General features: G+C 71.9%; 27 protein-coding genes and 1 pseudogene. 11 read left to right on the forward strand and 17 right to left on the reverse strand.

All coding sequences use genetic code 11. The features are described 5' to 3' along the window. Positions 1 to 12: 12 nt before the first annotated feature. From ACIA5C_RS24355 to ACIA5C_RS24400, 10 genes and pseudogenes are all read right to left on the reverse strand, one after another. Positions 13 to 705: a GDSL-type esterase/lipase family protein gene (locus tag ACIA5C_RS24355; protein ID WP_396058306.1), complete on the reverse strand. Its 693-nt coding sequence runs from the start codon at positions 703 to 705 to the stop codon at positions 13 to 15. Then, entirely contained in the window at positions 702 to 1961 is a 1260-nt protein-coding gene (locus ACIA5C_RS24360) for an enolase C-terminal domain-like protein (protein WP_396058308.1), read from the reverse strand. The genes ACIA5C_RS24355 and ACIA5C_RS24360 overlap by 4 nt, the downstream gene beginning before the upstream one ends. Then, entirely contained in the window at positions 1958 to 2803 is an 846-nt protein-coding gene (locus ACIA5C_RS24365) for an NAD-dependent epimerase/dehydratase family protein (RefSeq protein WP_396058310.1), read from the reverse strand. Before ACIA5C_RS24365 ends, ACIA5C_RS24360 begins: the two co-directional genes overlap by 4 nt. Before the next feature lie 18 nt (positions 2804 to 2821). Further along, positions 2822 to 3262 (reverse strand): Clp protease N-terminal domain-containing protein, encoded by a 441-nt coding sequence (locus tag ACIA5C_RS24370; RefSeq protein WP_396058780.1) that lies wholly within the window; start codon positions 3260 to 3262, stop codon positions 2822 to 2824. Then, positions 3254 to 3436, reverse strand: a pseudogene (locus ACIA5C_RS24375) (Clp protease N-terminal domain-containing protein); the annotation flags it as partial. The pseudogene ACIA5C_RS24375 and the gene ACIA5C_RS24370, both read right to left, overlap by 9 nt. A 1-nt stretch (position 3437) precedes the next feature. Further along, a complete protein-coding gene (locus ACIA5C_RS24380) occupies positions 3438 to 3674 on the reverse strand; it encodes a helix-turn-helix domain-containing protein (RefSeq protein WP_396058312.1) in 237 nt (78 codons plus the stop codon). A gap of 104 nt (positions 3675 to 3778) precedes the next feature. Beyond that, on the reverse strand, positions 3779 to 3964 hold the full coding sequence (locus ACIA5C_RS24385; protein WP_396058314.1) for a DUF3072 domain-containing protein: 186 nt from the start codon (positions 3962 to 3964) through the stop codon (positions 3779 to 3781). Positions 3965 to 3991: 27 nt separating this feature from the next. Further along, a complete protein-coding gene (locus ACIA5C_RS24390) occupies positions 3992 to 4762 on the reverse strand; it encodes a VOC family protein (protein ID WP_396058316.1) in 771 nt (256 codons plus the stop codon). A gap of 214 nt (positions 4763 to 4976) precedes the next feature. Further along, complete coding sequence (locus ACIA5C_RS24395; RefSeq protein WP_396058318.1) at positions 4977 to 5645, reverse strand: HAD family hydrolase; 669 nt, start codon at positions 5643 to 5645, stop codon at positions 4977 to 4979. Then, positions 5645 to 7759, reverse strand: coding sequence for a SpoIIE family protein phosphatase (locus ACIA5C_RS24400; protein WP_396058320.1), 2115 nt, complete (start codon positions 7757 to 7759; stop codon positions 5645 to 5647). Before ACIA5C_RS24400 ends, ACIA5C_RS24395 begins: the two co-directional genes overlap by 1 nt. A gap of 189 nt (positions 7760 to 7948) precedes the next feature. Here ACIA5C_RS24400 and ACIA5C_RS24405 point away from each other — a divergent pair, with 189 nt between their 5' ends. Together ACIA5C_RS24405 and ACIA5C_RS24410 are read left to right on the forward strand one after the other, a co-directional pair. After that, a complete protein-coding gene (locus ACIA5C_RS24405) occupies positions 7949 to 9946 on the forward strand; it encodes a cellulose binding domain-containing protein (protein WP_396058322.1) in 1998 nt (665 codons plus the stop codon). Positions 9947 to 10038: 92 nt separating this feature from the next. Beyond that, positions 10039 to 11553 carry a hypothetical protein gene (locus tag ACIA5C_RS24410; RefSeq protein WP_396058324.1) on the forward strand — a complete coding sequence of 505 codons (1515 nt, stop codon included), beginning with the start codon at positions 10039 to 10041 and terminating at the stop codon, positions 11551 to 11553. On the opposite strand, the gene ACIA5C_RS24415 is transcribed toward ACIA5C_RS24410, so the two are convergent. Further along, complete coding sequence (locus tag ACIA5C_RS24415) at positions 11542 to 12078, reverse strand: hypothetical protein (protein ID WP_396058326.1); 537 nt, start codon at positions 12076 to 12078, stop codon at positions 11542 to 11544. The two genes, ACIA5C_RS24410 and ACIA5C_RS24415, sit on opposite strands and share 12 nt — an antisense overlap. A gap of 220 nt (positions 12079 to 12298) precedes the next feature. On the opposite strand from ACIA5C_RS24415, the gene ACIA5C_RS24420 reads away from it, so the two are divergent. Beyond that, positions 12299 to 12508, forward strand: coding sequence for a hypothetical protein (locus ACIA5C_RS24420; RefSeq protein WP_396058328.1), 210 nt, complete (start codon positions 12299 to 12301; stop codon positions 12506 to 12508). On the opposite strand, the gene ACIA5C_RS24425 is transcribed toward ACIA5C_RS24420, so the two are convergent. Continuing rightward, positions 12486 to 12845, reverse strand: a complete 360-nt coding sequence (locus ACIA5C_RS24425; protein WP_396058330.1) for a hypothetical protein — start codon at positions 12843 to 12845, stop codon at positions 12486 to 12488. The genes ACIA5C_RS24420 and ACIA5C_RS24425 overlap by 23 nt on opposite strands. 97 nt (positions 12846 to 12942) lie before the next feature. Here ACIA5C_RS24425 and ACIA5C_RS24430 point away from each other — a divergent pair, with 97 nt between their 5' ends. Next, positions 12943 to 13287 (forward strand): DUF6401 family natural product biosynthesis protein, encoded by a 345-nt coding sequence (locus tag ACIA5C_RS24430; RefSeq protein WP_396058332.1) that lies wholly within the window; start codon positions 12943 to 12945, stop codon positions 13285 to 13287. A gap of 40 nt (positions 13288 to 13327) precedes the next feature. Here the strand turns inward: ACIA5C_RS24430 and ACIA5C_RS24435 are convergent, their stop codons facing one another. Then, complete coding sequence (locus tag ACIA5C_RS24435) at positions 13328 to 14326, reverse strand: YihY/virulence factor BrkB family protein (protein WP_396058334.1); 999 nt, start codon at positions 14324 to 14326, stop codon at positions 13328 to 13330. Positions 14327 to 14392: 66 nt separating this feature from the next. Here ACIA5C_RS24435 and ACIA5C_RS24440 point away from each other — a divergent pair, with 66 nt between their 5' ends. The 7 genes from ACIA5C_RS24440 to ACIA5C_RS24470 all read left to right on the forward strand — a co-directional run bounded on the left by ACIA5C_RS24440 (position 14393) and on the right by ACIA5C_RS24470 (position 21221). Beyond that, entirely contained in the window at positions 14393 to 15964 is a 1572-nt protein-coding gene (locus tag ACIA5C_RS24440; protein ID WP_396058335.1) for a phytoene desaturase family protein, read from the forward strand. Between the two features lie 258 nt (positions 15965 to 16222). Then, a complete protein-coding gene (locus ACIA5C_RS24445) occupies positions 16223 to 17401 on the forward strand; it encodes a glycosyltransferase (protein ID WP_396058336.1) in 1179 nt (392 codons plus the stop codon). Between the two features lie 82 nt (positions 17402 to 17483). After that, a complete protein-coding gene (locus tag ACIA5C_RS24450) occupies positions 17484 to 18386 on the forward strand; it encodes an ABC transporter ATP-binding protein (protein WP_396058337.1) in 903 nt (300 codons plus the stop codon). Position 18387: 1 nt separating this feature from the next. Then, the gene (locus ACIA5C_RS24455; RefSeq protein WP_396058338.1) at positions 18388 to 19128 is read left to right on the forward strand and encodes an ABC transporter permease; all 741 of its coding nucleotides are present in this window, start codon (positions 18388 to 18390) and stop codon (positions 19126 to 19128) included. 21 nt (positions 19129 to 19149) lie between these two features. Further along, positions 19150 to 20442 carry a sensor histidine kinase gene (locus ACIA5C_RS24460; RefSeq protein WP_396058340.1) on the forward strand — a complete coding sequence of 431 codons (1293 nt, stop codon included), beginning with the start codon at positions 19150 to 19152 and terminating at the stop codon, positions 20440 to 20442. Further along, complete coding sequence (locus tag ACIA5C_RS24465; protein ID WP_396058342.1) at positions 20439 to 21065, forward strand: response regulator; 627 nt, start codon at positions 20439 to 20441, stop codon at positions 21063 to 21065. Before ACIA5C_RS24460 ends, ACIA5C_RS24465 begins: the two co-directional genes overlap by 4 nt. Before the next feature lie 12 nt (positions 21066 to 21077). Then, a complete protein-coding gene (locus tag ACIA5C_RS24470) occupies positions 21078 to 21221 on the forward strand; it encodes a hypothetical protein (protein WP_396058344.1) in 144 nt (47 codons plus the stop codon). On the opposite strand, the gene ACIA5C_RS24475 is transcribed toward ACIA5C_RS24470, so the two are convergent. Genes ACIA5C_RS24475 through ACIA5C_RS24490 form a run of 4 tightly spaced genes read right to left on the reverse strand, consistent with a single transcriptional unit; the run spans position 21203 to position 24009 of the window. Next, complete coding sequence (locus tag ACIA5C_RS24475) at positions 21203 to 21598, reverse strand: VOC family protein (RefSeq protein WP_396058346.1); 396 nt, start codon at positions 21596 to 21598, stop codon at positions 21203 to 21205. The genes ACIA5C_RS24470 and ACIA5C_RS24475 overlap by 19 nt on opposite strands. After that, positions 21588 to 22424 carry a helix-turn-helix domain-containing protein gene (locus ACIA5C_RS24480; protein WP_396058348.1) on the reverse strand — a complete coding sequence of 279 codons (837 nt, stop codon included), beginning with the start codon at positions 22422 to 22424 and terminating at the stop codon, positions 21588 to 21590. Before ACIA5C_RS24480 ends, ACIA5C_RS24475 begins: the two co-directional genes overlap by 11 nt. A gap of 3 nt (positions 22425 to 22427) precedes the next feature. Then, positions 22428 to 22931, reverse strand: a complete 504-nt coding sequence (locus tag ACIA5C_RS24485) for a hypothetical protein (protein WP_396058350.1) — start codon at positions 22929 to 22931, stop codon at positions 22428 to 22430. 40 nt (positions 22932 to 22971) lie between these two features. Beyond that, positions 22972 to 24009, reverse strand: coding sequence for a YbhN family protein (locus ACIA5C_RS24490; RefSeq protein ID WP_396058352.1), 1038 nt, complete (start codon positions 24007 to 24009; stop codon positions 22972 to 22974). Between the last annotated feature and the right edge of the window lie 6 nt (positions 24010 to 24015).

The following is a 24015-nucleotide window of genomic DNA, read 5'->3' on the forward strand; positions in this document are numbered from 1 at the left end:
GGCAGCGGCCGTTCAGGCTTCGCCGCTCGACATCCGTCGATGCCCGCGATCGGACGGCCGAGGCGTTCCGGGATGTGTCTCAAGCCGGTCGTACGCGGCGGTGGCGGCCGCCCGCACGGTGGGTGCCAACGCGTCGGTGATCACCGCGTAGCCCGCGCTGGACGGATGGAAGCGGTCGGCGCTGAACAGGTCCGGATCGGCGGCGAAGCCGCCGGCCGAGGTCATCCCGATGTCGGCGACGCGGCCTCCGGCGGCCAGCGCCGCCCGGGTCTGCGCGTCGTGCAGCGCGGCACTGCCGGCCCGCACCATCGCCCGCATGTGCGGCGGCACCCACGGCACCACGCTGAGGTCGGGTGCGGGTGCGACGACCACCTCGGCGCCGGCCGCGCGCAGCCGGCGGACCGCGTCACCGAGTTGCGCCGCGGCCTGCTCCGGCGGGATCAGGCGGGTGAGGTCGTTCGCCCCGATGATGATCAAGGCGAGGTGGGGCGGCCACTCCTGGGCTCGTCGTACCTGCGCCGCGAGGTCCGCGCTGCGGGCGCCGGGCACCGCGAAGACGCGCATCTCGGTGAGGATGCCCTGCCCGTCCAGGTCGGCGGCGAGCCGGGCGGCCGCGGTGTGCGCGGGCGCCGAGGCGCCCTGCCCGAAGGCGATGGAGTCGCCGAGAACGGCGAACGAGAGCTTCCGGCGCGGGGCCGCCGTCACGGCGCTTCCACGGCGCCGTCCGGGCGGCGGACCCGGGCGGTCCATCGCTCGTGCCCGTGGAAAACGGGCGGGAAGGATGCCGCCGCTTTCTCGTCGAGGTCGACGCCCCAGCCCGGTGATTCGGACGCCGTCGCATAGCCGGCCGCGATCACCGGAGTACCTCCGAAGATCTCGTGCACCTGCTCGGGGTAGACGTGGCCCTCCTGGATGCCGAAGGCCGGGCTGGTCAGGTCGAGCGCGAGGTTGGCCGCCGCGCCGATCGGCGAGACGTCGGCCGGCGCGTGCCACGCGGTCTGCACGCCGCTCAGCTCGCACAGGTCGGCCAGCTTGCGGCCGGGGGTGAGCCCACCGATCGCCGAGATGTGGCAGCGCAGCAGGTCGACCCCGCCCGAGGTGACCAGCCGGGCGGCGTCGGCCATCGTGGCGGTGAGTTCACCGACCGCGATCGGCACCGGCGAGGCCGCCCGCACCTCGGGCAGCCGATCGTAGTGTTCGGGCGCGACCACGTCCTCGAGGAAGAACAGCCGGTACGGCTCGAGCGCCCGGGCCAGCACCACGGCCTGCTTCGGGGTGAGCCGGGAGTGCACGTCGTGCAGCAGTTCCACGTCGTCGCCCAGCCGTTCCCGGGCGGCGGCGAACAACTCGGGCGTCGAGGCGAGATAGTGGTCGACGCTCCAGCCGTCGGGGTAGGGCGCGTTCGGGTACGCGTCGGTCGTGCCGGGTGCGCCGTAGGAGCCCACCCCGGGCTGCCCGGTCTGCAGCCGGATGTGCCGATAGCCCTGCCGGCGGAACTGAAGGGCCTGCGAAAGCGTCTCCTCGACCGTCGCTCCGGAAGCGTGGATATAGACCGGGACGGCCCCGCGCAGCCGGCCGCCCAGCAGTTCGTAGACCGGCATCCCGGCCCGTTTGCCGGCGATGTCCCAGAGCGCCATGTCCACACCGGACAGCGCGCTGCTCTCGGTCGGCCCGCCCCGCCAGTAGCCGGAGTAGTGCAGCATCCGCCCGATGTCCGAGATGTCGGCCGGGTGCCGCCCGATCAGCAGCGGCGCCAGATGTTCCTCGACCGTCGCGACCACGGCCGCGAACCTCTGGTGGAAGGTCGCGCAGCCGAGGCCGTACAGCCCCGGGTCGTTGGTGTCGACGCGGACCACGACCAGGTTGACCCCTTCGGGGGCGGTGACCACGGTGCGTACTCCGGTGATCCGCAGGTGGTCCCGGGCCGGCCAGGGCGCCTGCGTCTCGGCGATGACGGTCATCGAACCTCGTAGGGGTAGGCGGCGGTGAAGCCCAGCAGGTCGCGGGCCGGCTCGAGGTCGATCGGCACCGACCGGCCGGCGAAGTGCGGCCGCGGTACGCCGGGGTGGAAGTGGTCGAGCAGCCACTCGGTCGGCTGGGGCGCCAGGGTGCGCGGGGCGGCCACGTAGAGCACGTGGTTGCCGGGCCGGCTCGGGGTCAGCCCGGCGACCAGGGCGCGGGCGGCGTCGCGGGCGTCGAGGTAGCTCCACACGTCGGCCGCGCCCCGGATCGGGTCATCGCGGTGCTGGGCCGCCATTTTGGGCAGCCGGTCGTCGGGTGTGCCGATGAACGGCATCCGCAGGCCGACCACGGTTGCGCCATAGCGCAGCGCGATCATCTCGGCGGTCGTCTCGTCGACCCGCTTGGACAGCGCGTACGCGTCGGTGATCTGCAGCGGGAAGTCGGTGTCCATCGGGAGGTAGGGCAGCCGCAGCGGGATGCGGGCGAACGGCAGCCCGCAGATCGCATAGCTGCTCGCGTACACCATCTTGCCGATGCCGGCCCGGCCGGCGTGATCGAGGACGGTGAAGGTGGCCTGCGTGTTCAAGCCGAAGACGACCTCGGCCGGATCCGCGTTGGGGTGCGGGATCGCGGCGAGGTGGATCACCGCCTCGGCGTCGCGTAACGCGTCGTCGACCACGGCCGGATCGCGGGCATCGCCCACCACGACGCGGTCGGCGGCCAGGCCGGTGGCGGGTTCGAGAACGAGCGCGGTCACTTCGACGCCCCGCTCGGCGAGGTGGCGGACCACGGCCGAGCCGACCAGACCGGCCGCGCCGGTGACGAGGACACGAGCGGACATGCCCGCAACTTACCCCGCTCACGCGGCGCGGGCGCGGAGCGCGGTGGTCATGTCGGCCCGGAGCCGGGTGAAGTCGACGCCCTTCTCGTGGAGGATCTGGACGGCCAGGCCCTCACCTTCGCGAAGCATGCCGAGCATGATGTGCTCGGGCGCGATGAACTTCTGATCGAGCTGCAGGGCCTCGCGCAGCGACAGCTCGAGCACCTTCTTGTTGCGGCGGGTGAACGGGATGTGGCCGCCGGCGACGTAGAACCGGCCGAAGAGCCCCCGCTTCTTCTGCTGTTCGGTGTCGCGGGGCAGCCGCAGCGCGCCGGCCCCGAAGTTGGCCTCGATCGCCTTGCGCACCTCGTCGAGGTCGATGCCGATGGCCTTGAGCGCCTCGGCGTCCTCCTGCTCGGCGGCCGCGGCGGAGAGGTCGGGCGGGTGCGGCCCGACCCGGCGAATGATGTCGCCGCGCACGAACTCGGCATCGACGCCATTGTCCGCGACTGCGCGGGCGACCGCGCCGTCCGTGTCGGCGAGCAGCGCGAGCAGCACGTGCTCGGTGCCGATGAAGTCGTGCCCGAGCTGGCGGGCCTCTTCCTGGGCTGCCACCACGACCGCGCGTGCCTCGGCAGTGAATCGCTCGAACATCTCAGTCCTCCCGTGGATCCATCGCCGGCATGTGGCCGGCGTGCTTCTTGTGAACGCCCTGGCGGGTCACCTCGAGTGCTTCGGCGATCTCCTGCCAGGACCAGCCTTTGCGGCGTGCGTTGGACACCTGCAGATGCTCGAGCCCTTCGAGCAGGCGGCGTAGTGCCACCACCGCGCGCAGGCCGATCCGTGGATCGGCGCTGCCGGCGGCGGCGGCCAGATCGGTTGCCTCGGTCATGCTGTCAACATAGGTTGACAACCGGCGAATGTCAACCCGGGTTGACACGCAAAGCACGAGAGAGGCCGGCCCGAAGGCCGGCCTCTCTCGAAGGAAATCTCGTACTACTGGCCGCGGCCGGTTTTCTCCTGCAACTCGTCGATCTTGCGGGACGCGTCGGCTTTGGTCAGATCGTCCGGCACCTCTTCGTGTGCCTCCTGCGCCAGCGTGTGCAGGTACGACTCCTGCGCTCCGGTGGCCGGTTCGTCCCCGGTCGACCAGTCGTCCGGGTCTTTGATGGCGTCAGTCATCGGCGTCCTCCTTCGAACGCCTGTTCTCTACCCGCCGTACGTCAGTTCCATGCCGATGATGTCGTTGTAGGCCACGCTCAGCTCGACCGGCCGCTCGACCGGCGCGGTCACCGCGAACGCGGCGCCGAACGGGTCGAGGATCTCGACGTAGCTGCCGAGGCCCATCTCCATCGGCCCGGCGATCACGCGGCCGCCCAGGCTGCCGCATTTGTCGATCACCGCCGCGGTGTCGGTGACCTGGAACGACGGCTGCCAGCGCGCACCCGGGCGGCCCGGGATCACCCCGGCCACCGAGTCGTGTGCCTCGGTCAGCCACTCCCCGCTGCCGAACTCGGTGGTCAGCGACCAGCCGAAGACCGCGCCGTAGAACGCCGTCGCCGCCGGGACGTCGTCGGTCAGCAGGTCGGACCAGGCCATCGTGCCCGGTTCGCCGCGCAGCTGGGTGCCGGCGAAACCGGCCGACTGCCACAGGCCGAAGATCGCACCGGAGGCGTCGGCGACGATCGCGCTGCGTGCCCCGGCTCGCTCCTGCGGCCAGGTCAGGCTTCGGCCGTACGCCGCATTGATCCGTTCCGCCGTGCTCTCGAGGTGGGTGTCGGCCAGGTAGGTGACCCAGCCCTCCGGCCGGCCGGTGCCGGCCCGGCCGAGTCCGGCAACCGCTCGTCCCTGAAGGAGGAATCGATCGCCGTCCAGCTCCCACCCGAAGAGCTCCGCATAGAACCCGGCCGCTCCGGCCGAGTCCGCGGAGGTCAGCTCCGCCCAGCAGGGGGTGGATGGTGCAAACCCTCTGATCCGCATAAAACGCTCCAACAAGGACGCCCCGATTTGATGTCCATCCTACGGCACCCCTATACGCTTCGTCACTACCCAACGGTGCAGCATCCGTTTTAGACCAATTTGCCGTTACGCTCTGCAATCATCCGACCAATACACGTGACATGACCGTTAATCGGGCTGCAAGCCCGGTGACTCTGCAGGAGCAGGCGGTCGACAGTCCGTAAAGGACGGCCGCTCAGGCCTTGAGCGCGGCGATCGCCGAGTCGTCGAGCGCGGCCAGCAAAGCGGCCGGATTGTCATAGTTGGCGATCGTGCCGGCCTCGCTCAACTCGGCCGCGCTGCTGCCGCCGCACGTCAGCCCGATGCACGGAATCTCGAGACGGGCCGCGGCCTTGACGTCCCACACCGAGTCGCCGACGAAAACGGCCCGGTGCGGATCCACGTCGGACTGCTGGAGCGCGGCCTGCAGAATGTCCGGGGCGGGCTTGCTCTGCTCGGCGTCGCTCGACGAGGTGGCAGCGGTGATCACGTCGTCCGCGTCGATCACCTGGCGCAGCTTCTTGAGCTCGGCCTCCTTGGCCGACGAGGCCAGCACCACGGCCGGCCCGCGCTTCGCCACCGCGCGCAGCAGCTCGGCCGCCCCGGGCAGCGGGCGCAGCCGCTCCCACCAGGCGCCGTAGAGGATATCGTGCGCGCTCGACATCATGTCGTCGTCGGACCGGTCCCGATCATCGCCGAGCAGATGGTCGAGCAGCTTGTCGGAGCCCATGCCGATGGCGCGATGGATCTCGGCCATCGGCACGTCCGCGTCGTGCTGCCGCAGCGCCTCCCACCAGGCGACGGTGTGCAGATATGTGGTGTCGACCAGGGTGCCGTCGACGTCGAAGAGAACTCCTGAACGCATCAGCTCTGCGTACCCGTCAGAAGCATCTCGAACCACACCGTGGTGCCCCGGACCGTCGGGTCGGTGCCCCACGAGTCGCTCAGGTCCTCGATCAGGCCGAGACCGCGGCCGCGGCTGCTCATCGTGTCGGCGTGGGCGCGGATCACCGTGCCCCGGGTGCCGGTGTCGGCCACCGAGACCAGCAGGCGCTCGGCGTTCAGGTCGACGCGCACCTGAGCCGGCGTGCCGGCGTGCAGCAGCGCGTTGGTGGTCAGCTCGCTCGTGCACAGGATCGCCGCGCCGATCACCGGCTCGGGCACCGACCACTCGCGCAGGCGGGTGGTCATCCACTGGCGTACGCGGCTCGGGCCGGTCGGCTCGGCCGGCACCAGCATCGTCGCCGAGCGGCTCAGCGCGATCGCCCGCTCCACCGCGAGCACCGCCACGTCGTCGTCGGTCGGTCCCTCGACCGCCGAGGTGGCCAGCGAGCAGAGCACGCGGGGATCGCCGCCCCCGGCCGCGGCGGTCACCGCGACCAGCGCGTCGAGGCCCTCGTTGAGCGAGCGGCCGCGGCGCTCGACCACGCCGTCGCTGAACATCAGGATCGTGTCGCCGGGCTCCAGGCGTACCTGGCCGGTCTGCCAGCGGCCGCCCAGCCCGAGCGGCGCCCCCGGCGGCACCTTGACCAGCTCGGCGGTGGCCGGCTCGCCGGCCACCCCGGCCCGGCGCAGCACGGGCGGCGGATGACCGGCACTGGCCAGCGTGATCGTCCCGTCCGAGATGTCGAGGACCCCGTAGACCACGGTCACGAAGATCTCCTCGTTGCGCGACTCGGCGCCCAGCGAGCCGACCAGCCGGTCGAGCCCGGCCAGCACGCTCGGCGGCGCCGGATCGGTCAGCGCGAGCGCGCGCAGGGCGGCCCGCACCTGGCCCATCACCGCGGCCGCCCGCACGTCGTGCCCGGCCACGTCGCCGAGCACCATGGCGAGCCGCCCGTCCGACAGCTCGAACGCGTCGTAGAAGTCGCCGCCGGCCGCGTTGCCGTCGACGCCGACGTCGTAGCGGGCGGCCAGCCGGAACGTGTCGAGCTCGGGCAGATGCTCGGGGAGCATGCTGCGCTGCAGCAGCTGGGCGGTGCCGTGCTGGGCCTCGAACCGGCGGGCCCGCTCGGCCGCCTGCGCGATCAACTCGGCCGCCGCGGTCAGCAGCGCCCGCTCGGCCGGCAGCCAGGCGTGGGCAACCCGATAGCCCAGGGTGATGGCCCCGGTCAGCGAGGGTGCCCGCAGCGGCAGCGCGGCGAGCGCGCGGATGCGGCGCTCGTGCCGGTCGTTGGCCACCTGGCGCAGCGGCTCGCCGTCGGCGACGAAACTCGGACGCCCGGTCAGCGCGGCGGTCACCATCGGCGCGCCCGGTGCCTGGGCCGAGACCCGCTTCCAGACCGGCGGCAACCGCTCGTCGGCCTCGTCGAGCATCTCGCCGCGAACGCGGCGCACATAGCGGTACGCCGCGCCGTCGTCGACCGCGAAAACGCAGTGATCGACGTCGAACGAGGCGGTCGCGTAGCCGAGCACGACCCGGGCCACGTCGTCGATGGTCAGCGCGCCGGCCAGCCTCGAGGTCAGCTCGCCCAGGCTCTGCAGCCGACGGGTCACCTGGGTGGTCTCGGCGGCCACGGTGAGCACGCCGACGGTCTTTCCCGTCGAATCGTGCACGGGGGAGTGGCCGCGGGTAAGGAACGCCTGCTCGGCCTCGCCGCGGGTCAGCGTCAGCTGAGCCTCCGGCTCGAGCACGGCCCGGCCGGTGCGGTAGACCTCGGCGATCGCCGGCCCCGGTTCCTCGGCCGGGCGGCCGAGGGCCGCCGGGTGCAGCGGTCCGAGCAGCTCCGCGTACGCGTCGTTGTAGATCAGCAGGAAGCCGTCGCCCAGCGCGAGAGCCATCGGCAGGGGCGCGTCGAGAAGCAGATCGAGCACGGTCCGGATCGCCGGATCCCACCCCGCCTGCGGGCCGAGCGCGGTGCGACCCCAGTCGAAGGCAGCCACGAGATCGGCGCACAGCTCGGCCGGGCGCGGGCCGGACCCGGGCTGGGCAGGCAGGGTGGGCACTGCTGAAGGGCTCACCCCACCCGTCCCGGCCATGACCAAAGAGTAGCCCGACTCGACCGTTTGGACGATGCCGCACTGACCGACCGTCCGATTCTTGACGGTACGGGAGGTCACGACTGCGCGATGGCCCCGGTCGGTTCCCGAGAGACATCACGGTCCGTGACCCAATGCGGCATATCTGAGCTTGGCGCGCATGTGCGCCCCTCACCTATAGTCGCCGCCGTGACAGAGGACCGGGCCGACCGTCCGAGCCGCGGCTGGGCGGACGATGCCGACGCGCCTGCGCAGCGGTCCGGTTACCCTGAGTGGCCGCCCTCCGGTGACCCAGCGTCCGACGATGCCACACCGACAAACGTCTATGCGGCGCTGAGTGACCTAGCTCCCTACGACGCCGCACCCCCGGAGCCCGCACACGTCGAGCCGGTCCCGCGCGACTTCGCCCCACCGCAGAGCCCGTGGACCACGGCCTCCGACATCGGCGGCTCCCGCGTACGCCTCACACCGGCCCCGCACCCGGCCGACCCGGCCGACCTCCACGCCGACGGCCGCGAACCCGCCGACCCGTACGGCCGTCCGGAAGCCGCGCCCGAGCTGTACGGCCGCCCGGAAGCCGCGCCCGAGCTGTACGGCCGCCCCGATGCTGCGTCCGATCTTTACGGCCGTCCGGATCTTTACGGCCGTCCGGAAGCCGCGCCCGATCCGTATGGCCGCCCTGATGTTGCGCCCGATTCTTACGGCCGCCCGGTGGCTGCACCCGATTCTTACGGCCGCCCGGAGGCTGCACCCGATTCTTACGGCCGCCCGGAGGCCACGCCCTATCCTTACGGCCGCTTGGAAGCCGCGCCCGATCTTTACGGCCGGCCCGGCGGCGACCCGCAAGCGATGTACGGTCCGCCGGTCCCTCCCGCCGAGCAGTTCGGCCCTCCGGGTGCTGACTACGGTCCTCCGCCGTCCGGCTCGGGCGGCGACCCGACCGAGCAGTTCGGCCGCCCGGACGGCGACCCGACCGAGATCTATGGTCGCCCGCCGGCCGGGGGCACCCCCGCCGAGATGTACGGCCGTCCGCCTGCCCACGGCAGCGACCCGACCGAGACGTTCGACCGCGCGTGGGCCGCCCGGGCCGGCGGGATCGCGGGCAACGGCGCCCCGGCCGCCGCTCACCGCGACCGCGCCGACGAGGACCACCCCCACCGCGAGGACTACCCCCGCGAGGACTACGCGCGCGAGGGTTACCCCCGCGAGGACTACCCCCGCGAGGACTACGCCGATGCCGTGAGCAGGCACGGCGAACGAGGACCGAGCCACAGCGGGCCGGAAGGTGGCCTCGACGACGCCGAGTCGGGCTACGCGCAGCCGAACCAGCGGGCATGGGCGCCTGTCGGCGGGGCGGCCGCGGGTGGAATGTATGACGGGCCGCCGCGGGTCGAATGGGTGACGGCCGATGAGACCGCGGTGGCCGGCGGGGCCGTGATCGACCTGTCGATGCCCCGGGGCGTGCCGGTGACCCACCGCGGGCGGAATCGGCGCCGCCGCGGGATCGTCGTCGCGGCGGCGCTCGGAGCGGTGCTGGCCGGGGGTGCCGGCTATGCCGGGCTGCGTGGCCTCGGGCTGGACGGCGGCAGCACGCACAAGAACGCCGAGGTGCCGCTGGTGACGATCGCCCCGACCACCGATCCGGCACTGCCCGACGACTCGCCGTCGATCGGCATCCCGGAGTCCGCGTCGGCCCCGGTCTCCAGGACCGCCTCCCCGTCGCCTTCCGCCTCCGCGTCGGCCTCGACCGCCCCGGCGACTCACGCCACGACACCGGGTGCGCCGGCCAGCACGAGCGTCATCGCGATTCCGGCACCCACCCCCGGCAAGACGAACAGCCCGCATGTGGTCCTGCCGACCCCGCCGGCCTCGGGAAACGACTCGGCGGCGCTGACCGCCCGGTTCGGTCAGCTCAGTAATTCCGACGGCTTCGCCGGGTCGGTCACCGTCAGCAACCCGGGCACCGCCGCGTCCGGCAGCTGGACGGTTCAGGTTACGGTTCCCGGCGCCACCCAGGTCGCCGTGCTCAGCGGCGCCGGTGTCACGGGCCGCATCTCCGGTGACGTGCTGACGTTCTCCGGATCCTCGATCGGCGCCGGCGACTCCGTCTCGTTCACCTTCGCCGCCTCCGGATCGGTCAGCGGGGGCGCCACCGGATGTTCGATCAACGGCAAGGCTTGTAACTGACGGTTTGTTACTCCGCGGGCGCGAGTGGCCTCTGAGCCCTAAGGTCGCTATCAGGCCGGCCGCGTGCCGGGAACCGCGACCAGGGAGCAGGCATGAGCGGGAACGGGCTGGGTCAGGGGCTCAGCGACATGTGGCGTTCGGTGCTGTTGTTCCTCCCGAAGGCGCTCATCTTCCTGGTGATCCTGGTCGTCGGCTACCTGGTGGCGCGGCTGCTGCGGGCGGCGGTCGGCCGGCTGCTGAAGAAGGCCGGCTTCGACCGGGCGGTCGAGCGGGGTGCGGTGGGCCGGATGCTGGCCGGCAAGGTCGGCGCCAGTGACGTCTGCGCCCGGCTGGTCTTCTACGGCATTCTCCTGTTCGCGCTGCAGCTGGCCTTCGGGGTGTGGGGACCCAACCCGGTCGCCGACCTGCTCACCGAGCTGATCGCCTGGCTGCCGCGGGCGTTCGTGGCGATCGTGATCATCGTGGTGGCGGCGGCGATCGCGGGGGCGGTGCATGACCTGATCGCGAGCACGCTCGGCGGCCTGGCGTACGGGAAGGTGCTGGCCAGGGCCGTCGCTATCGTGATCGTGACGCTCGGCGTGATCGCGGCGCTCGACCAGGTCGAGATCGCCACCGGGGTGACCCGGCCGCTGCTGATCGCGGTGCTGGCGACCGTGGCCGGCGTGGTGATCGTCGGGGTCGGCGGCGGGCTGATCCGGCCCATGCAGGCGCGCTGGGAAGGCTGGCTCGACAAGGCCGAGACCGAGTCGGCGGTGATGCGGGAGCACGCCCGGGCGTACGCGGAGGAGCGCGCGCGGCAGACGGCGGCCGAGGAAGCCCGCAAGGCCGAGGAGGCCCGCCGGGCCGCCGAGGAGGAAGCACGCCGCGCCGAGGAGGCACGGAAGGCGGAGGACGACCGCAAGGCGGCCGAAGAGGCCCGGCGGGCGGCCGAGGAAGAGGAGCGGAGGGCCGCGGAGGAGGCCCGCCGGGCCGAGGAGACCCGCCGCTCCGAGGAGCGACTGCGGGAGGCGGCCCGCCGTTCGGAGGAGGCCCGCACGGCGAACGCGACCACCGCGACCCAGCCGGCGGTCACGCCGGAACCGGCGGCGAACGCGACCACCGCGACCCAGCCGGCGGTCACGCCGGAACCGGCGGCGAACGCGACCACCGCGACCCAGCCGGCGGTCACGCCGGAACAGGTGCGCGGGGAAGAGGCGACCGCGGCGGTGACGCCGGAAGGGAACGCGGCCGCGGCGGTGACGCGGGAAGGGAACGCGGCCGCGGCGGTGACGCGGGAAGAGAACGCAGCCGCGGCGGTGACGCTGGACGAGGCGCGCGCAGAGAACGCGACCACCGCGACGCAGCCGGCGGTCATGCCGGGCGAAGCGCCGGCGGCGGAGACCGAGGAGACGCAGGTCATCCCGGTTCAGCAGACGCGCCCGCACCTGATCCCGGGGTTCGACCGGGACGACGACGACACCACCACGGTGATCAGGAACGACGTGGCCGACACCACGGTCGTCAACCCCGGACACGACGAGACCGTGGTGATCGGCAGCGGCACCGAGGGGGAGATCGACGAGACCCAGGTGATCGAGGAGCCGCGGCCGAAGAGGTCAGGGGAGTGATCGGCGTACGGTCAGCCGGCCGAGGCTGCCCCGGAAGCTGATCGCATAGCGCCGGGTCGCCGCCGCCCAGCCCGGTTCGGTCAGCGCCGGACCCCAGGGTGTCTCGACGGTTCCGGCCCCGGCGGCCAGGGCGAGCCGCACGCGGTACGGGCGGGGCGGCACGGTCACGATCGCGCTGCCCACGTCGCCGAACGACACCGGCACGGTGCTTTCCGGGGCCGGCAGTGCGGCCTCGATCAGGCCTGCGCCGCCGGTGGCCAGCCGCGAGATGCGCCCGGCGGTCAGGTCCAGGTCGGTTTCCCCGGCGCCGGCCGGCAAACCGAGGTCCCATCGGACGCCGCGGTTCAGCACGATGCGTACGTCGTCGGGGCCGTCGTCCCCGGTGGCCCGGAAGCGGATCTCGGCCTTGCCGTCGCGCACCGCCGCGACGGGCGCCAGCCCGGAGCCGGCGGGCGTGGTGATCCGGTAGAGGAGGCCCGGAAGGGTCGCCATGGAGATCTCGACGTGCGAGGCGGCGTCACTCACCGTGAGATATGCGCCACTCCGGCCGAGCAGGGGAGCGACGACGACGTGCTCTTGGGGTTTCGCCGAGAAGGTGGGAACGCTCTGACATCCGTACAAAGCTCCTACCAGCGAAAACGCGACGGTTGAGCGGCGCAGGCGCAAGGCAAGGGGCACGATCGGATAACGGAGAATCGGCCGAACGGGTGACGGCGATCCGTGCTGATCGAGACAGAATGTCCCGATGGGTTCCCTCGGTTTCCTCTCTGAGCGTCAGCGCCGGCTCGCCTGGGTCGGTTTCCTGGTGGCGGCATTCCAGGCCCCGCTGGCCGCCAAGCTCATCGATGACGCTTCATGGCTGTTCGCCGTCGTGGTCGCCCTCTGCGTAGCCACCGTGATCATCGCCGACGACTCCCAGCGGCGTCGCCCGGCTAGCCCTGACGGGATTTCTTGAGCTTCGCCTCGTGGAGGTGGCGCCGGCCGTCGGCCAGCTTCTCCCGGGCGTCCCGCTCGACCCCGCGGAACTCGGCGTAATAGCCGTCGTCGTACTCCTCGATCAACTGGAACGTCCAGTGATCCGGTACGACGTCGCGGCCGATCAGGTCCCGCTGGATGCGTTCGGCGATCTCGGTGTGCCCGGCCTGCATGAACAGTGACACGGCCTCGTCGAGCTGGAAGTCCGCCGTACCGGTCAGCTGGTGCATCTCGTAGAGATGGCCCCGCGCCCGCTCGGTGGTCTCCAAAGCTTCGCTGAGCTTGCCCAGCGCCTGCACCGTCGTTTCGTCGATCACGGCCTACTCATTCCCGGCCCGGCCGGAATTAAGCGAAACCGACCTGCACCGTTCAGGAGAACCGTCGGCTACCCGGTGCTCCGTAACGTTCCTCGGCATGAACAGCCTGTTTAGCGGCGCTGCCGCCCGTGCCGCCCTTCAGTCCGCCATCGCCTGCCTCGACGAGCTGCACGCCTCGGTCGGCGTTGAGGGCCTCGCGGCCGCCGCCGCCAACCCGGGCCTCATGGCGATCGTCGACCAGCACGCCGCCGGTGTGCGGGACAGCCTGTCATCCGACGTCCGGCCGATGACGCCGGTGCTGCTGGCCGCGTACGCCGAGGGTGTGCGCGACGCCGCCTTCACCCACGGATGGCAGCCGCCGGTCGGGTCGTTCGACTGGTCGGAGAACGACTGGGTGATGCGCCGCCTGCTGGCGGTGTGCTCGCTCGCCTCGCAGCTCTGAACCAAAGGGTCGGCTCCGAACAGGGAGCCGGCCCTTCTGCCTACTCCGGATCTTCCGGGTCCAGACGCGGCGCCAGCGGCATGGCCGTGTCATCGTCGCCCGCCTGACGCAGCCGTCCGCGCTGCACCTCGGCGTTCACCTGCACCCCGAGCAGCAGCGCGATGTTGGACAGGTAGACCCAGACCAGGAACGCCATGATCGCGCCGAGGCTGCCGTACGTGCGGTTGTAGGAGCCGAAGTTGGCGACGTACAGCCCGAACAGGAACGTGATGGCGGTCCAGACCACCAGGGCAACCGAGCCGCCGACGGTCATCCAGCGGAACCGGGGCTGCCGCACGTTCGGCGCGATCCAGAACAGCAGCGACAGCAGGGTGATGCCGATCGCGACGAGCACCGGCCACCGGCCGATCGACCACAGCCGGCGCACGGTGGCGCTGGCGTGCAGGACGTTACCGACCGCGTCGACCAGCGGCCCGCTGATCACCAGACCGATGCCGCCTGCGGCGAGCAGGATCAAGGCCACCGCGGCGAGGGCTATCTGCAGAAGTTCCAGCTTCCACCAGCTGCGCCCTTCCCGTACGCCGTAAATCCGGTTGGACGCCCGCGTGAACGTGCCGACATAACCGGAGGCCGACCACAGGGCGAGCACCAGACCGAAACCGAGCAGCACCTTGGCCGAGTCCTGCCGCACCAGCAGCGACTCGACGATGCTGAGGAGCGCCGGGTTGCCGATCACCGGCCCGGCCCCCAGGTCACGCAGCACATCGATCGTCGCGTCCAGTGCCGACGTACCGTTCGTGACTAGGTTGATCAGGGCGACGATCACGACCATGGACGGGATCAGCGCGGTCACGCTCTGGTAGGTCATGGCGGCCGCGAAGTCGGAGCAGTCGTCGTTGATGTAGCCGACCACGCTGCGCCAGAGGATGCCGCGCCAGGTACGCCAGCGAAGTTGTCTGATCTTGCGGGGCAGCGGCCGAGGCGTAACGTCGTCGGCGTCGGCCTCGGCGTCCCGGTCGACCGTGGGCTTCTCCGTCATCGCCGGCCCCCTATTTTGTTGAGGTGCATCTACCCGGCCGTTCGTGGGTAGAAACAGGAGGTGCATGTGGACGCCATCGTGATCGGCGCCGGCCACAACGGGCTGGTCGCCGCAAATCTGCTCGCCGACGCGGGCTGGTCGGTGCTGGTGCTGGAGGCGGCCGGGCAACCGGGCGGCGCGATCCGGTCCGGGCACGTCACCGCCCCCGGCTACCTCAGTGATCTTTTCAGCTCGTTCTACCCGCTCGGGTACGCCTCGCCGGTCCTGCGCGACCTCGATCTGGACCTCGAGTGGACGCATTCCCCGGCGGTCTTCGCCCACCTCCTGCCGGACGGCCGGGCGGCCGCGGTCAACCGCGCGCTGCCCTCCACGATGGCCTCGATGGAGGCGTTCGCGCCGGGCGACGGCGAGCGGTGGCGTTCGGCCTTCGACGAGTTCGCCTCGGTCTCCGAGCCGCTGACCGACGCCCTGTTCACGCCGTTCCCCCCGATCCGCTCCGGCGTGGCCCTGATGCGGCGGCTGAAGACGGCCGGGGCGCTCCGCCTGGGCCGCCGGGCCGTCACCTCGGTCCGCCAGCTGGGCTCGGAACTCTTCCGCGGCGAGGGCGCGACGCTGGCCCTGGCCGGCTGCGCGCTGCACACCGACCTCGGCCCGGACGAGTCGGGCGGCGGCATCTACGGCTGGCTGCTGGCGATGCTCGCCCAGCAGGTCGGCTGGCCCGTACCGGTCGGCGGCGCCCAGAAGATCACCGACGCCCTGGTCTCCCGGTTGCTCGCCCGCGGCGGCGAGATCGAATACTCCGCGCCGGTCGACCGGGTGCTGATCGCCCGCGGCCGCGCGGTCGGCGTGCGCTGCGCCGACGGCCGTGACCTGCGCGCCCGCCGAGCCGTCCTGGCCGACGTGACCGCACCGGCGCTGTTCCTCGACATGGTCGGCGCGGGCGCCCTGCCACCCCGCATGGTCGACGACCTGGCCCACTTCCGCTGGGACGGCGCCACCGTGAAAATCGACTGGGCCCTGCGCGCCCCGATCCCGTGGCAGAACGAGTCGGCCGTCGGCGCCGGCACCGTCCACCTGGGCGCCGACCTGAACGGCCTGACCCGCTACGCGGCCGAGCTGGCCACCGACCAGATCCCGTCCGACCCGTTTCTGCTGCTGGGCCAGATGACGACCGCCGACCCGTCGCGCTCCCCGGCCGGCACCGAGTCGGTCTGGGCGTACACCCACCTGCCCCACCGCGACTCCTGGAAGGCCGACCAGATCGCCGAACACGTGGAACGCATGGAGGCGGTCGTCGAGAGCCAGGCCCCCGGCTTCCGCGACCTGGTCGTCGGCCGCCACGTCTTCGCCCCCGGCGACATGGAGCGGGAGAACCCGTCCCTGGTCGGCGGCGCCCTGGCGGCCGGCACCGCCGCACCTTTCCAGCAGTTGTTCCTGCGCCCGGTCCCCGGCCTGGGCCGTGCCGACACCCCGATCGACCGCCTGTTCCTGGCAAGCGCCTCGGCCCACCCGGGCGGCGGCGTCCACGGCGCCCCGGGCGCCAACGCCGCCCGAGCGGCGCTGGCCCGCGACCGCTCCCTGACCGGCGACGCCTACCGCGCCGTCATCAGCGCCGCCAACCGCGCGATCTACCGCTGACTCCACGACACCGGTCTCAGCAAGCACGATGAGTCCGACGACGGCTTTTACGGCCGGGTATTTGCTGCCATGAAGGCCCAGGCGGTTACCGAGATCCGGCCGATTCTCCGAAAGTATCGGGAACGCTACCTCGCCGAGCTGACCCGGAGTGACGTGGACGCGGGCTAGGCTGCGAGCAGCCCGGTGAGCGGTGATGTTTACGGATTTGGCCGTCGGGCATGGTGCACCGCGTACCGCTGCCCGATCCGGAGGGACCCCGTGCGCATCGCGATGATCTCTGAGCACGCCAGCCCCCTGGGTGATGGCGGCCGTCAGACTCACGTGGCCGACTTGTCGGCTGCCCTGGCCGAGCTCGGCCATGAAGTTTCCGTCTATACCCGGCGCGACGACCCGACGACCCCCGAGGTCGCCACCACCCGGGGCGGGATCCGGGTGGTGCACGTGCCGGCCGGGCCGGCCCATGACGTGCCGCCCGACCTGCTCCTGCCGTACATGGGGGAGTTCGCCCGCTGGCTCGAGAAGCACTGGCGGGATCCCCGGTGGACCCCGGACGTCGCCCACGCCCATTTCTGGACCAGCGGTCTCGCCGCGGTCACCGCCGCCCGCCAGGTCGGCATCCCCGTGGTGCAGTCGTTCCACGAGCTGGGTGCCATGGGAGCGGCCGAGGGTAAGCCGTCCCGGTCCAACTATGAGCGGGCTCTCGGCCGGGCCGTCGACCGGGTGGTCGCGCAGAGCCAGGAAGAGGTACGCGACCTGGTGCGCATCGGCGTGCCGCGGGCCAGCCTCACGGTGGTGCCGCCGGGTGTGGACAGCGAGCGGTTCTCGCCCGACGGGCCGGTCGCCGAGCGTGACGCCGAGCGTCCCCGCATTCTGAGCGTCGGCAAGCTCGTCGAGCGTAAGGGTTTCGGCGAGGTCATCCAGGCCATGCGGTACGTGCCGGGCGCCGAGATCGTCGTGGTCGGTGGTCCGCCGGCCGACCAGTTGCCGGCCGATGCGGGCGCGTCGTCGTTGCGGGCGCTGGCCGAGCGGCTTCAGGTCGGCGACCGACTGCGGCTCGTCGGCTCGGTGCCGTTCCGGGACCTGCCCCGGTGGTTCCGCTCGGCCGACCTGTTCCTGGCTTCCGAGGGCCAGGAGGAGGACGTCCTGGAGGCGATGGCCTGCGGCGTACCGGTGGTGGGTCCGGCCGTGGGCAGCCTGACCGAGACCGTGGTCGACGGTCTCACCGGCGATCTCGTGCCGGCCCGCGACCCGCGGGCCCTCGGCGGGGCGCTTCGGCGCCTGGTCACCGACAAGGTGCGGCGTTTCGCGTACGGGACGGCCGCGCTCGACCGCGCACGTCAGGCGTACTCGTGGAAGCGCGTCGCCGCCCAGGTCGGCTCGGTCTATCAGGCCGTCGCCGGGCTGCGGAAGGGCAGCAACTCGGAGGCCGTGGCGTAGGACCCCATCCACCAACTGGTGGATGGGAAGGTTCGCCGGCCGGTCGATTCGGCACCCCCGGGTCCTCCGGGACGCTCGATGCATGACAGTCATCGAGGTCAGGAACCTGCAGAAACGCTACGGTTCGACCGTCGCGGTGCGGGACGTCTCGTTCACGGTGGAGCGAGGCGAGATCTTCGGCATCCTCGGCCCGAACGGGGCCGGCAAGACCACCACTGTGGAGTGCATCGCCGGCCTTCGCACCCCTGATTCGGGCTCGATCTCGGTGCTCGGTCGCCCGCCCGGTGACCGGGAGCTGCGCCGCCTGGTCGGCGTGCAGTTGCAGGAGAGCCAGCTGCCCGAGAAGATGAGCGTCCGCGAGGCGCTCGATCTGTACAGCTCGTTCTATCCGCACCCGGTCGACTGGCGTGAGCTGGCCCGCGAGCTGGGCCTGGGCGAGAAGCTGAACACCCGCTACGCGAAGTTGTCCGGCGGCCAGAAGCAGCGGCTGTCGATTGCGCTGGCCCTGATCGGCGATCCGCAGGTCGCGATTCTGGACGAGCTGACGACCGGACTCGACCCGTCGGCACGCCGCGACACCTGGGACCTGATCGAGCAGATCCGCGACCGGGGCGTGACGGTCCTGCTGGTCACCCACTTCATGGAAGAGGCCGAGCGCCTCTGCGACCGGCTGGCGGTGATCGACGCCGGTGCGGTGGCGGCGCTCGACACCCCGGCCGGCCTGATCGCCGGGCTGGAGACCGAGCAGCGCATCCGGTTCCGGCCGTCGAAGCCACTGGACGACGTGCTGCTCACGTCGCTGCCCGAGGTGCAGCGGGTGCGGCATCACGGCAGCCAGGTCGAGGTGGTCGGCGTCGGCAACCTGCTGCACGCGGTCACCTCGGTGCTGGCCACCAACCAGATCATCGCCGCTGACCTGCGGGTCGAGCAGGCCACTTTGGACGACGCTTTCGTACGCCTGACCGGCCGCTCGGAGGAGAACTGACATGGACGTCTTCATCAAGCTCACCCGCAACGAGCTGCGCCTCTACTTCCGCGAGCCGCTCGTCGTCTTCTTCTCGTTGCTGTTCCCCACCGTCCTGGTCGTGATCCTGGGGAGCATCCCGTCGTTCCGCAAGCACGCCCCGGAGATCGGCGGCGGCACGTACATCGAGATCTATGTCGGTATCGCGCTGGCGCTCAGCCTGGCAATGCTCGGCCTGCAGTTCGTGCCGGCGGTGCTCTCGCTCTATCGGGAGCGGGGCATTCTGCGCCGGCTGGCCACCACCCCCGTACGCCCGGCCGCGCTGCTCGGCGCGCAACTGGCCTCGGCGATCCTCATCGCGGTCGTCTCCGGCGTCCTGGTGACGGCCGTCGGCCGGTTCGCCTTCGACGTCCGGCTGCCCGGCCAGTTCGTCGGCTACCTCCTCGCGTACCTGCTCAGCGCGGCCGGCGTCTTCGCGATCGGCCTGCTGATCGCCGCCGTCGTGCCGACCGGTAAGGCCGGCAACGCCGTCGGCACCGTGCTGTTCTTCCCCTCGATGTTCTTCGCCGGGCTGTGGGCGCCGCGCGAGGTGATGCCGAAACTGATCCAGCGGATCGGCGACTTCACCCCGCTGGGCGCCGGGGAACGGGCGCTGCACGAGGCCGCGACCGGGCACTGGCCGAGCCTGCTGCCGGTGGTCGTGCTGCTCGCCTACCTGGTGCTGTTCGGGACGGCGGCGGCCAAGCTGTTCCGGTGGGAATGATCGGCACCGACAATGGTGTACGTGACGACCCCTGTGCGTACTGAGCCGGCGGCGGTGGCTGATCTCGAGCGCCGCCGCCTGCGGGTGGACCGGCTGATGCGGGGCGTGCCGTACGCGGCGCTGGGCGCCTCGGTCCTCCTCGTCACCGTCGGCGGGATCCTCGAGGTGCTGCCACAGCAGCCGCTCGTCGTGGGCTACGGGCTCTCGCTGCTGGCGGCGGCCTGGGTTGCCTCGTTCGTAACCCTGCACCCGCAGTGGGAGAACCGGCGGCGCCTGATGACCGTGTTCTTCGCCGGTCTCCTCGCGATCATCCTGGCGCTGATCTGGGCCAGCCCGCTGTACGGCTTCTTCGGCTGGAGCGCGTACGTCCTCGTCCCCTACGCCCTGCGCGGCCGATGGCGGCTGCTCGGTGCGGCCGGGGTGGCCGTGACCGCGGCGATCTCCCAGCTCGGCGGTTACTCGGTCCTCGACGACGGGAAGGGACGGACCGCGTTCTTCGTCGTCCTGGTGATCAACGTCGTGATCGGGACCGGCATGACCCATCTGGCGATCACCACCCACGAGCAGTCCCTGGAGCGGGCCGGGATGCTCGACGAGCTGGCGGCCGCGAACAGCAAGCTCGCGGCCGCGGTGTCCGAGAACGCCGGCCTGCACGCCCAGCTGCTGACCCAGGCCCGGGAGGCCGGCGTGCTCGACGAGCGGCAGCGGATGGCCGGCGAGATCCACGACGTGCTGGCCCAGGGCCTGACCGGCATCGTCACCCAGCTCGAAGCGGCCGACGCGGCGGCGGCGCGGCCGGCCGACTGGCGGCGGCACCTCGACGCGGCCAAGCGGCTGGCCCGCGACAGCCTCACCGAGGCCCGGCGCTCGGTGCAGGCGCTGCGCCCGCAGAACCTCGACGAGGCCGCGCTGCCGGAGGCGATCGGCGAGGTGGTCGAGGGCTGGTCGGCGCTGAACGGGGTGAACGCCGAGCTGATCACCACCGGCACCCCGAAGCCGCTGCTCCCCGAGATCGAGACGACCCTGCTCCGGACCGCCCAGGAGGCCCTGGCCAACGTGGCCCGGCACGCCGCGGCCCAACGGGTGGCGCTCACACTCTCCTACATGGAGGACATGGTGACCCTGGACGTCCGGGACGACGGGGCCGGCTTCGACCCGTCGGCGCCGCGCGAACCCGGGCCGGAGGGAGGTTTCGGGTTGAGCGCGATGCGCGAGCGGGTGGTACGGATCGCGGGCACGCTCGAGGTCGAGTCGGAGCCGGGCGGCGGCACCGCCATCTCGGCCTGTGTTCCCGCGCTGGGGGTGGCCGCATGATCAAAATCTTGATCGTGGACGACCACCCGGTGGTGCGTGACGGGCTCAAGGGCATGTTCGCGGGGGACGACCGGTTCGCGGTGCTCGGCGAGGCCGGCAACGGCCATGAGGCGCTCGCGGTGGCCGGTTCGGTCGACCCCGACGTGGTGCTGATGGACCTGCGCATGCCGGCGATGGACGGGGTGAGCACGATCCGGGCCCTCAAGGAGAGTGGCTCGCGGGCCCGGGTGCTGGTGCTGACGACGTACGACACCGACAGCGACGTGCTGCCGGCGATCAAGGCGGGCGCGACCGGCTACCTGCTCAAGGACACCCCTCGTGAGGAGCTGTTTCGGGCGGTCACGGCGGCCGCCCGCGGCGAGTCGGTGCTTTCGCCCGCGGTGGCCGGCCGGCTGATGGGCTCGCTGCGGTCGCCGGCCAAGGAGCCGTTGAGTCAGCGCGAGCTCGAGGTGCTGTCGCTGATCGCGCGCGGCTGCTCCAACCGGGAGACCGCCGGGCGGCTGTTCATCAGCGAGGCCACGGTGAAGACGCATCTGCTGCACGCGTACGCCAAATTGGGTGTCCGCGACCGCGCGGCGGCCGTCGCCGCCGCCTTCGAAAGAGGGTTACTCGGCGCCGAATGAGACCGCGTATCGGTGGCACCGGGCCAGCTCGACCGGAACTGGGCGCCGGAGCCGGCCGACGTGCTGGGGAGGCTCCTCGACCGCTACGACGACACCGGGCCGGCCGCGATCCTCGACTTCGTACGGGGAGTCAACGGTCAGGGCTCGCCGCGGTAGGTGCCGAAGCTCCACAGGTTGCCCTCGGTGTCGCGGCAGGCGAACTCGTGGGAGCCGTAGTCGGTGTCGTTGAGTTCGCGCACGATGGTCGCGCCGGCCTTGACGACCCGTTGGTAGATCTCGTCGACGTGGTCGGTGGCCACGTAGGCGCCGGACGAGCCCGGCTGGAGGTTCCACGGGTTCGCCGGCTCGTCGCGCATCGAGCCGAGCATGACGCCGCCGCCCTCCGGCCAGTCGAGCTGGCAGTGCTGCACGATGTCGCCCTCGCCGTAGAGGGCCTTCTGCTCGAAGCCGAGCACGTCGACGAGGAAGCGGATCAGCTGGTGGGCGTCGTGGGCCCGCAACGACGGCCACACTGTCTTGTCTCTAGAGGTCATGCGTTTCATCGTCGGCGCCGGCGCGGGCGGCGGCTTGGACAAAACCGAACTCGTCGGCGATCCACCGACTGGGCGCGCATCCGGCGAACGCATGGAACTCGCGTACGAAATGCGACTGATCGGCAAAACCGTGTGCCGCCGCGATGTCGGCCAGCCGGACCGCCGGCCGCAAGGCCCGGCGGGCCCGGTCGAACCGTGCCACCCGGGCGGCCTCCTTGGGCCGCAGACCGATCTCGGCGGAGAACCGGTCGGTGAGATGACGGCCGCTCCAGCCGACTTCGTCGGCGAGCTTCGCGACGCTCACGCCGGGCGTTCGCAGGCGCTTGAGGGCGTACGCGATCTGCGGCGCGACCTGGGAGTCCGTGACGATGCGGGTCAGCACCGCGTCGAGCACGGCGAAGCGGGCGGCCCAGCCGGGCGCGGTGAGCAGGCCGTACCGCACCTCGTCGACGACGTGCGGGCCGAGCAGGTCGGCGGCATCGACGTCCTGGTCCCTCAGCTCGGCCGCGGGCCGCCCGAACAGCGCCCGGCAGCCGAGCGGCGACACGGTCGCCTGCACGCCGGACTGCCGGCCGGGATGGGTGATCAGCGCCGGGGTGAGGTGCAGGCCGCCGGCGAGCGAGTCGTACTTCCCGGCGGTCTGCCTCGGATCGGGGTGTCTCTCGACGACGAGCGGATCGTCCATCGTGAAGATCAGCGTCAGGTAGGGCGAGGGCAGCCCGCGGTGGACGGCCGGTGCGAGGCCGTCCTGCCGGTAGCCCGAGTAGAACGGCATGTAGGGCCTTATGCGCGCGCTCGGCGTCCCCTGGACGTGCTCGTCGAGCATCGGCTAGTCCGCGAGGGCCTTGCCGAGGTCGTCGCGGAACGCGCGCTCGCTGTCGGTGACCGTCTCGCCGCCGATGCCGAGCACGCCACCGGTCGAGGCGGCGCCGACCACGGTGTCGGCGATCTCGACCAGCCAGTGCTTGTACGTCTCGGCGTCGGCCTGCTCGGCCTTCGCGACCAGCAGCGCGTTGGCCTCGGCGGCGCGCCCGAGCACGTCGGTGGCGTACGCGATGGGGTCGCCCGGCTCGATCACCGGCGCCTCCTCACCCATCTCGGGGTCGCCCACCTCGGTGACGATCTCCTTGGCGATCGCCGACACGAGCGGGCTCGCCGAGGCGCGTGCGTCGGCGATGACGTCGAGCCCGGCCTCGCTCTCGGCCCGGGTCTTGCGGGCACTGTCGGGAGTCGCGGCGCTGGCCGCCGTGAGCACCGACTGGGGCAGGCCGACCAGCAGCCCCCACTCGGCGTCGGTGAAGCCCAGCATCGCGTACAGCGGCTCGTCGGTCACGGGTTCGTCCTTGTCCTAGACATCAAGCTTCCGCCCGCTCTTATACCCCATCCTCGGACGGATTCAAGCCACGGCGCAGGACCAGCCAGGCGACCCACCCGGCCCCGATCACGAATCCGAAGCTGATCACGCGGTAGAGCACGACCGTGGCGATCGCGGTCGCCGTCGCGGCGCCGCCGGCGACCAGGCCGAGCACGAGCGCGCTGTCGATGATGCCGAGGCCGCCCGGCACGATCGTCAGGGTGGACGCCGCCATGCCGGCGCAGAAGGCCAGGAGCAGCTGGATCGGATTGGTCGAGGCGCCCGCGACGGCGTGGAAGCACAGCCACAGGCAGCCGGCGTCGAGGAGCCAGTTGAGCACGGCGTGCGCGGCGGCCGCGGTGCCGTGGCCGGGTGTCAGGCGGGCGGCGCCGAGCTGGGCCAGGAAGCCGCGGATCCGGTCGAGGCTGTCGTCGGCCGGTCGGCGGCGCATCCGGTTCACCCGTCCGAGCACGGCCCGGACGGCCGGTTCGATGCGCCGGGTGTCACGGCAGAGGTAGCGGATGCCGGCCGTCAGCAGCAGGACGCCGGCCGCGACGCCGGCGAGGGTTCGCCAGTCCGGTACGCCGTGGGCGGCGACCGCGCTCGCCGTCGTGACGACCGCGAGGCCGGCCGCCGACAACAGCGCGGACAGCGCGATGCACCAGGCGGCGACGGCCGGTGAGGCACCGAAGCGGCGCATCTGCTGGAAGTTGAAGCGGGTCGAGAAGGCGGGGCCGCCGGGCAGTGTGGCGCTCAGCGAGTGCGCGGCGTAGGCGAGGGCGACGCTGCGGTGGAACGGCACCCGGACGCCGGCCGAGCGCAGCAGGCGCCGCTGCATGCGGGCGTACGCCGACATCGCGGCCAGCTCGGCGGCCATCGCGGCGGCCAGCCATCCGGGTTCGGGGGTGCGCAGGTGCGACAGGGCCGAGACGAGTGAAGGCCAGCCGGCGACCAGTTCTACGGCAATGAGGGCGACCACCGCTGCGACGGCCGCCCAGCGTGCGCCGTGTCGCCGACCGGTCAAGGACCGGTCGGCGACGCCTTCACTTGCCGACATAGCGGT

This window comes from Actinoplanes sp. NPDC051343 (assembly GCF_044455125.1).
GTDB lineage: Bacteria > Actinomycetota > Actinomycetes > Mycobacteriales > Micromonosporaceae > Actinoplanes.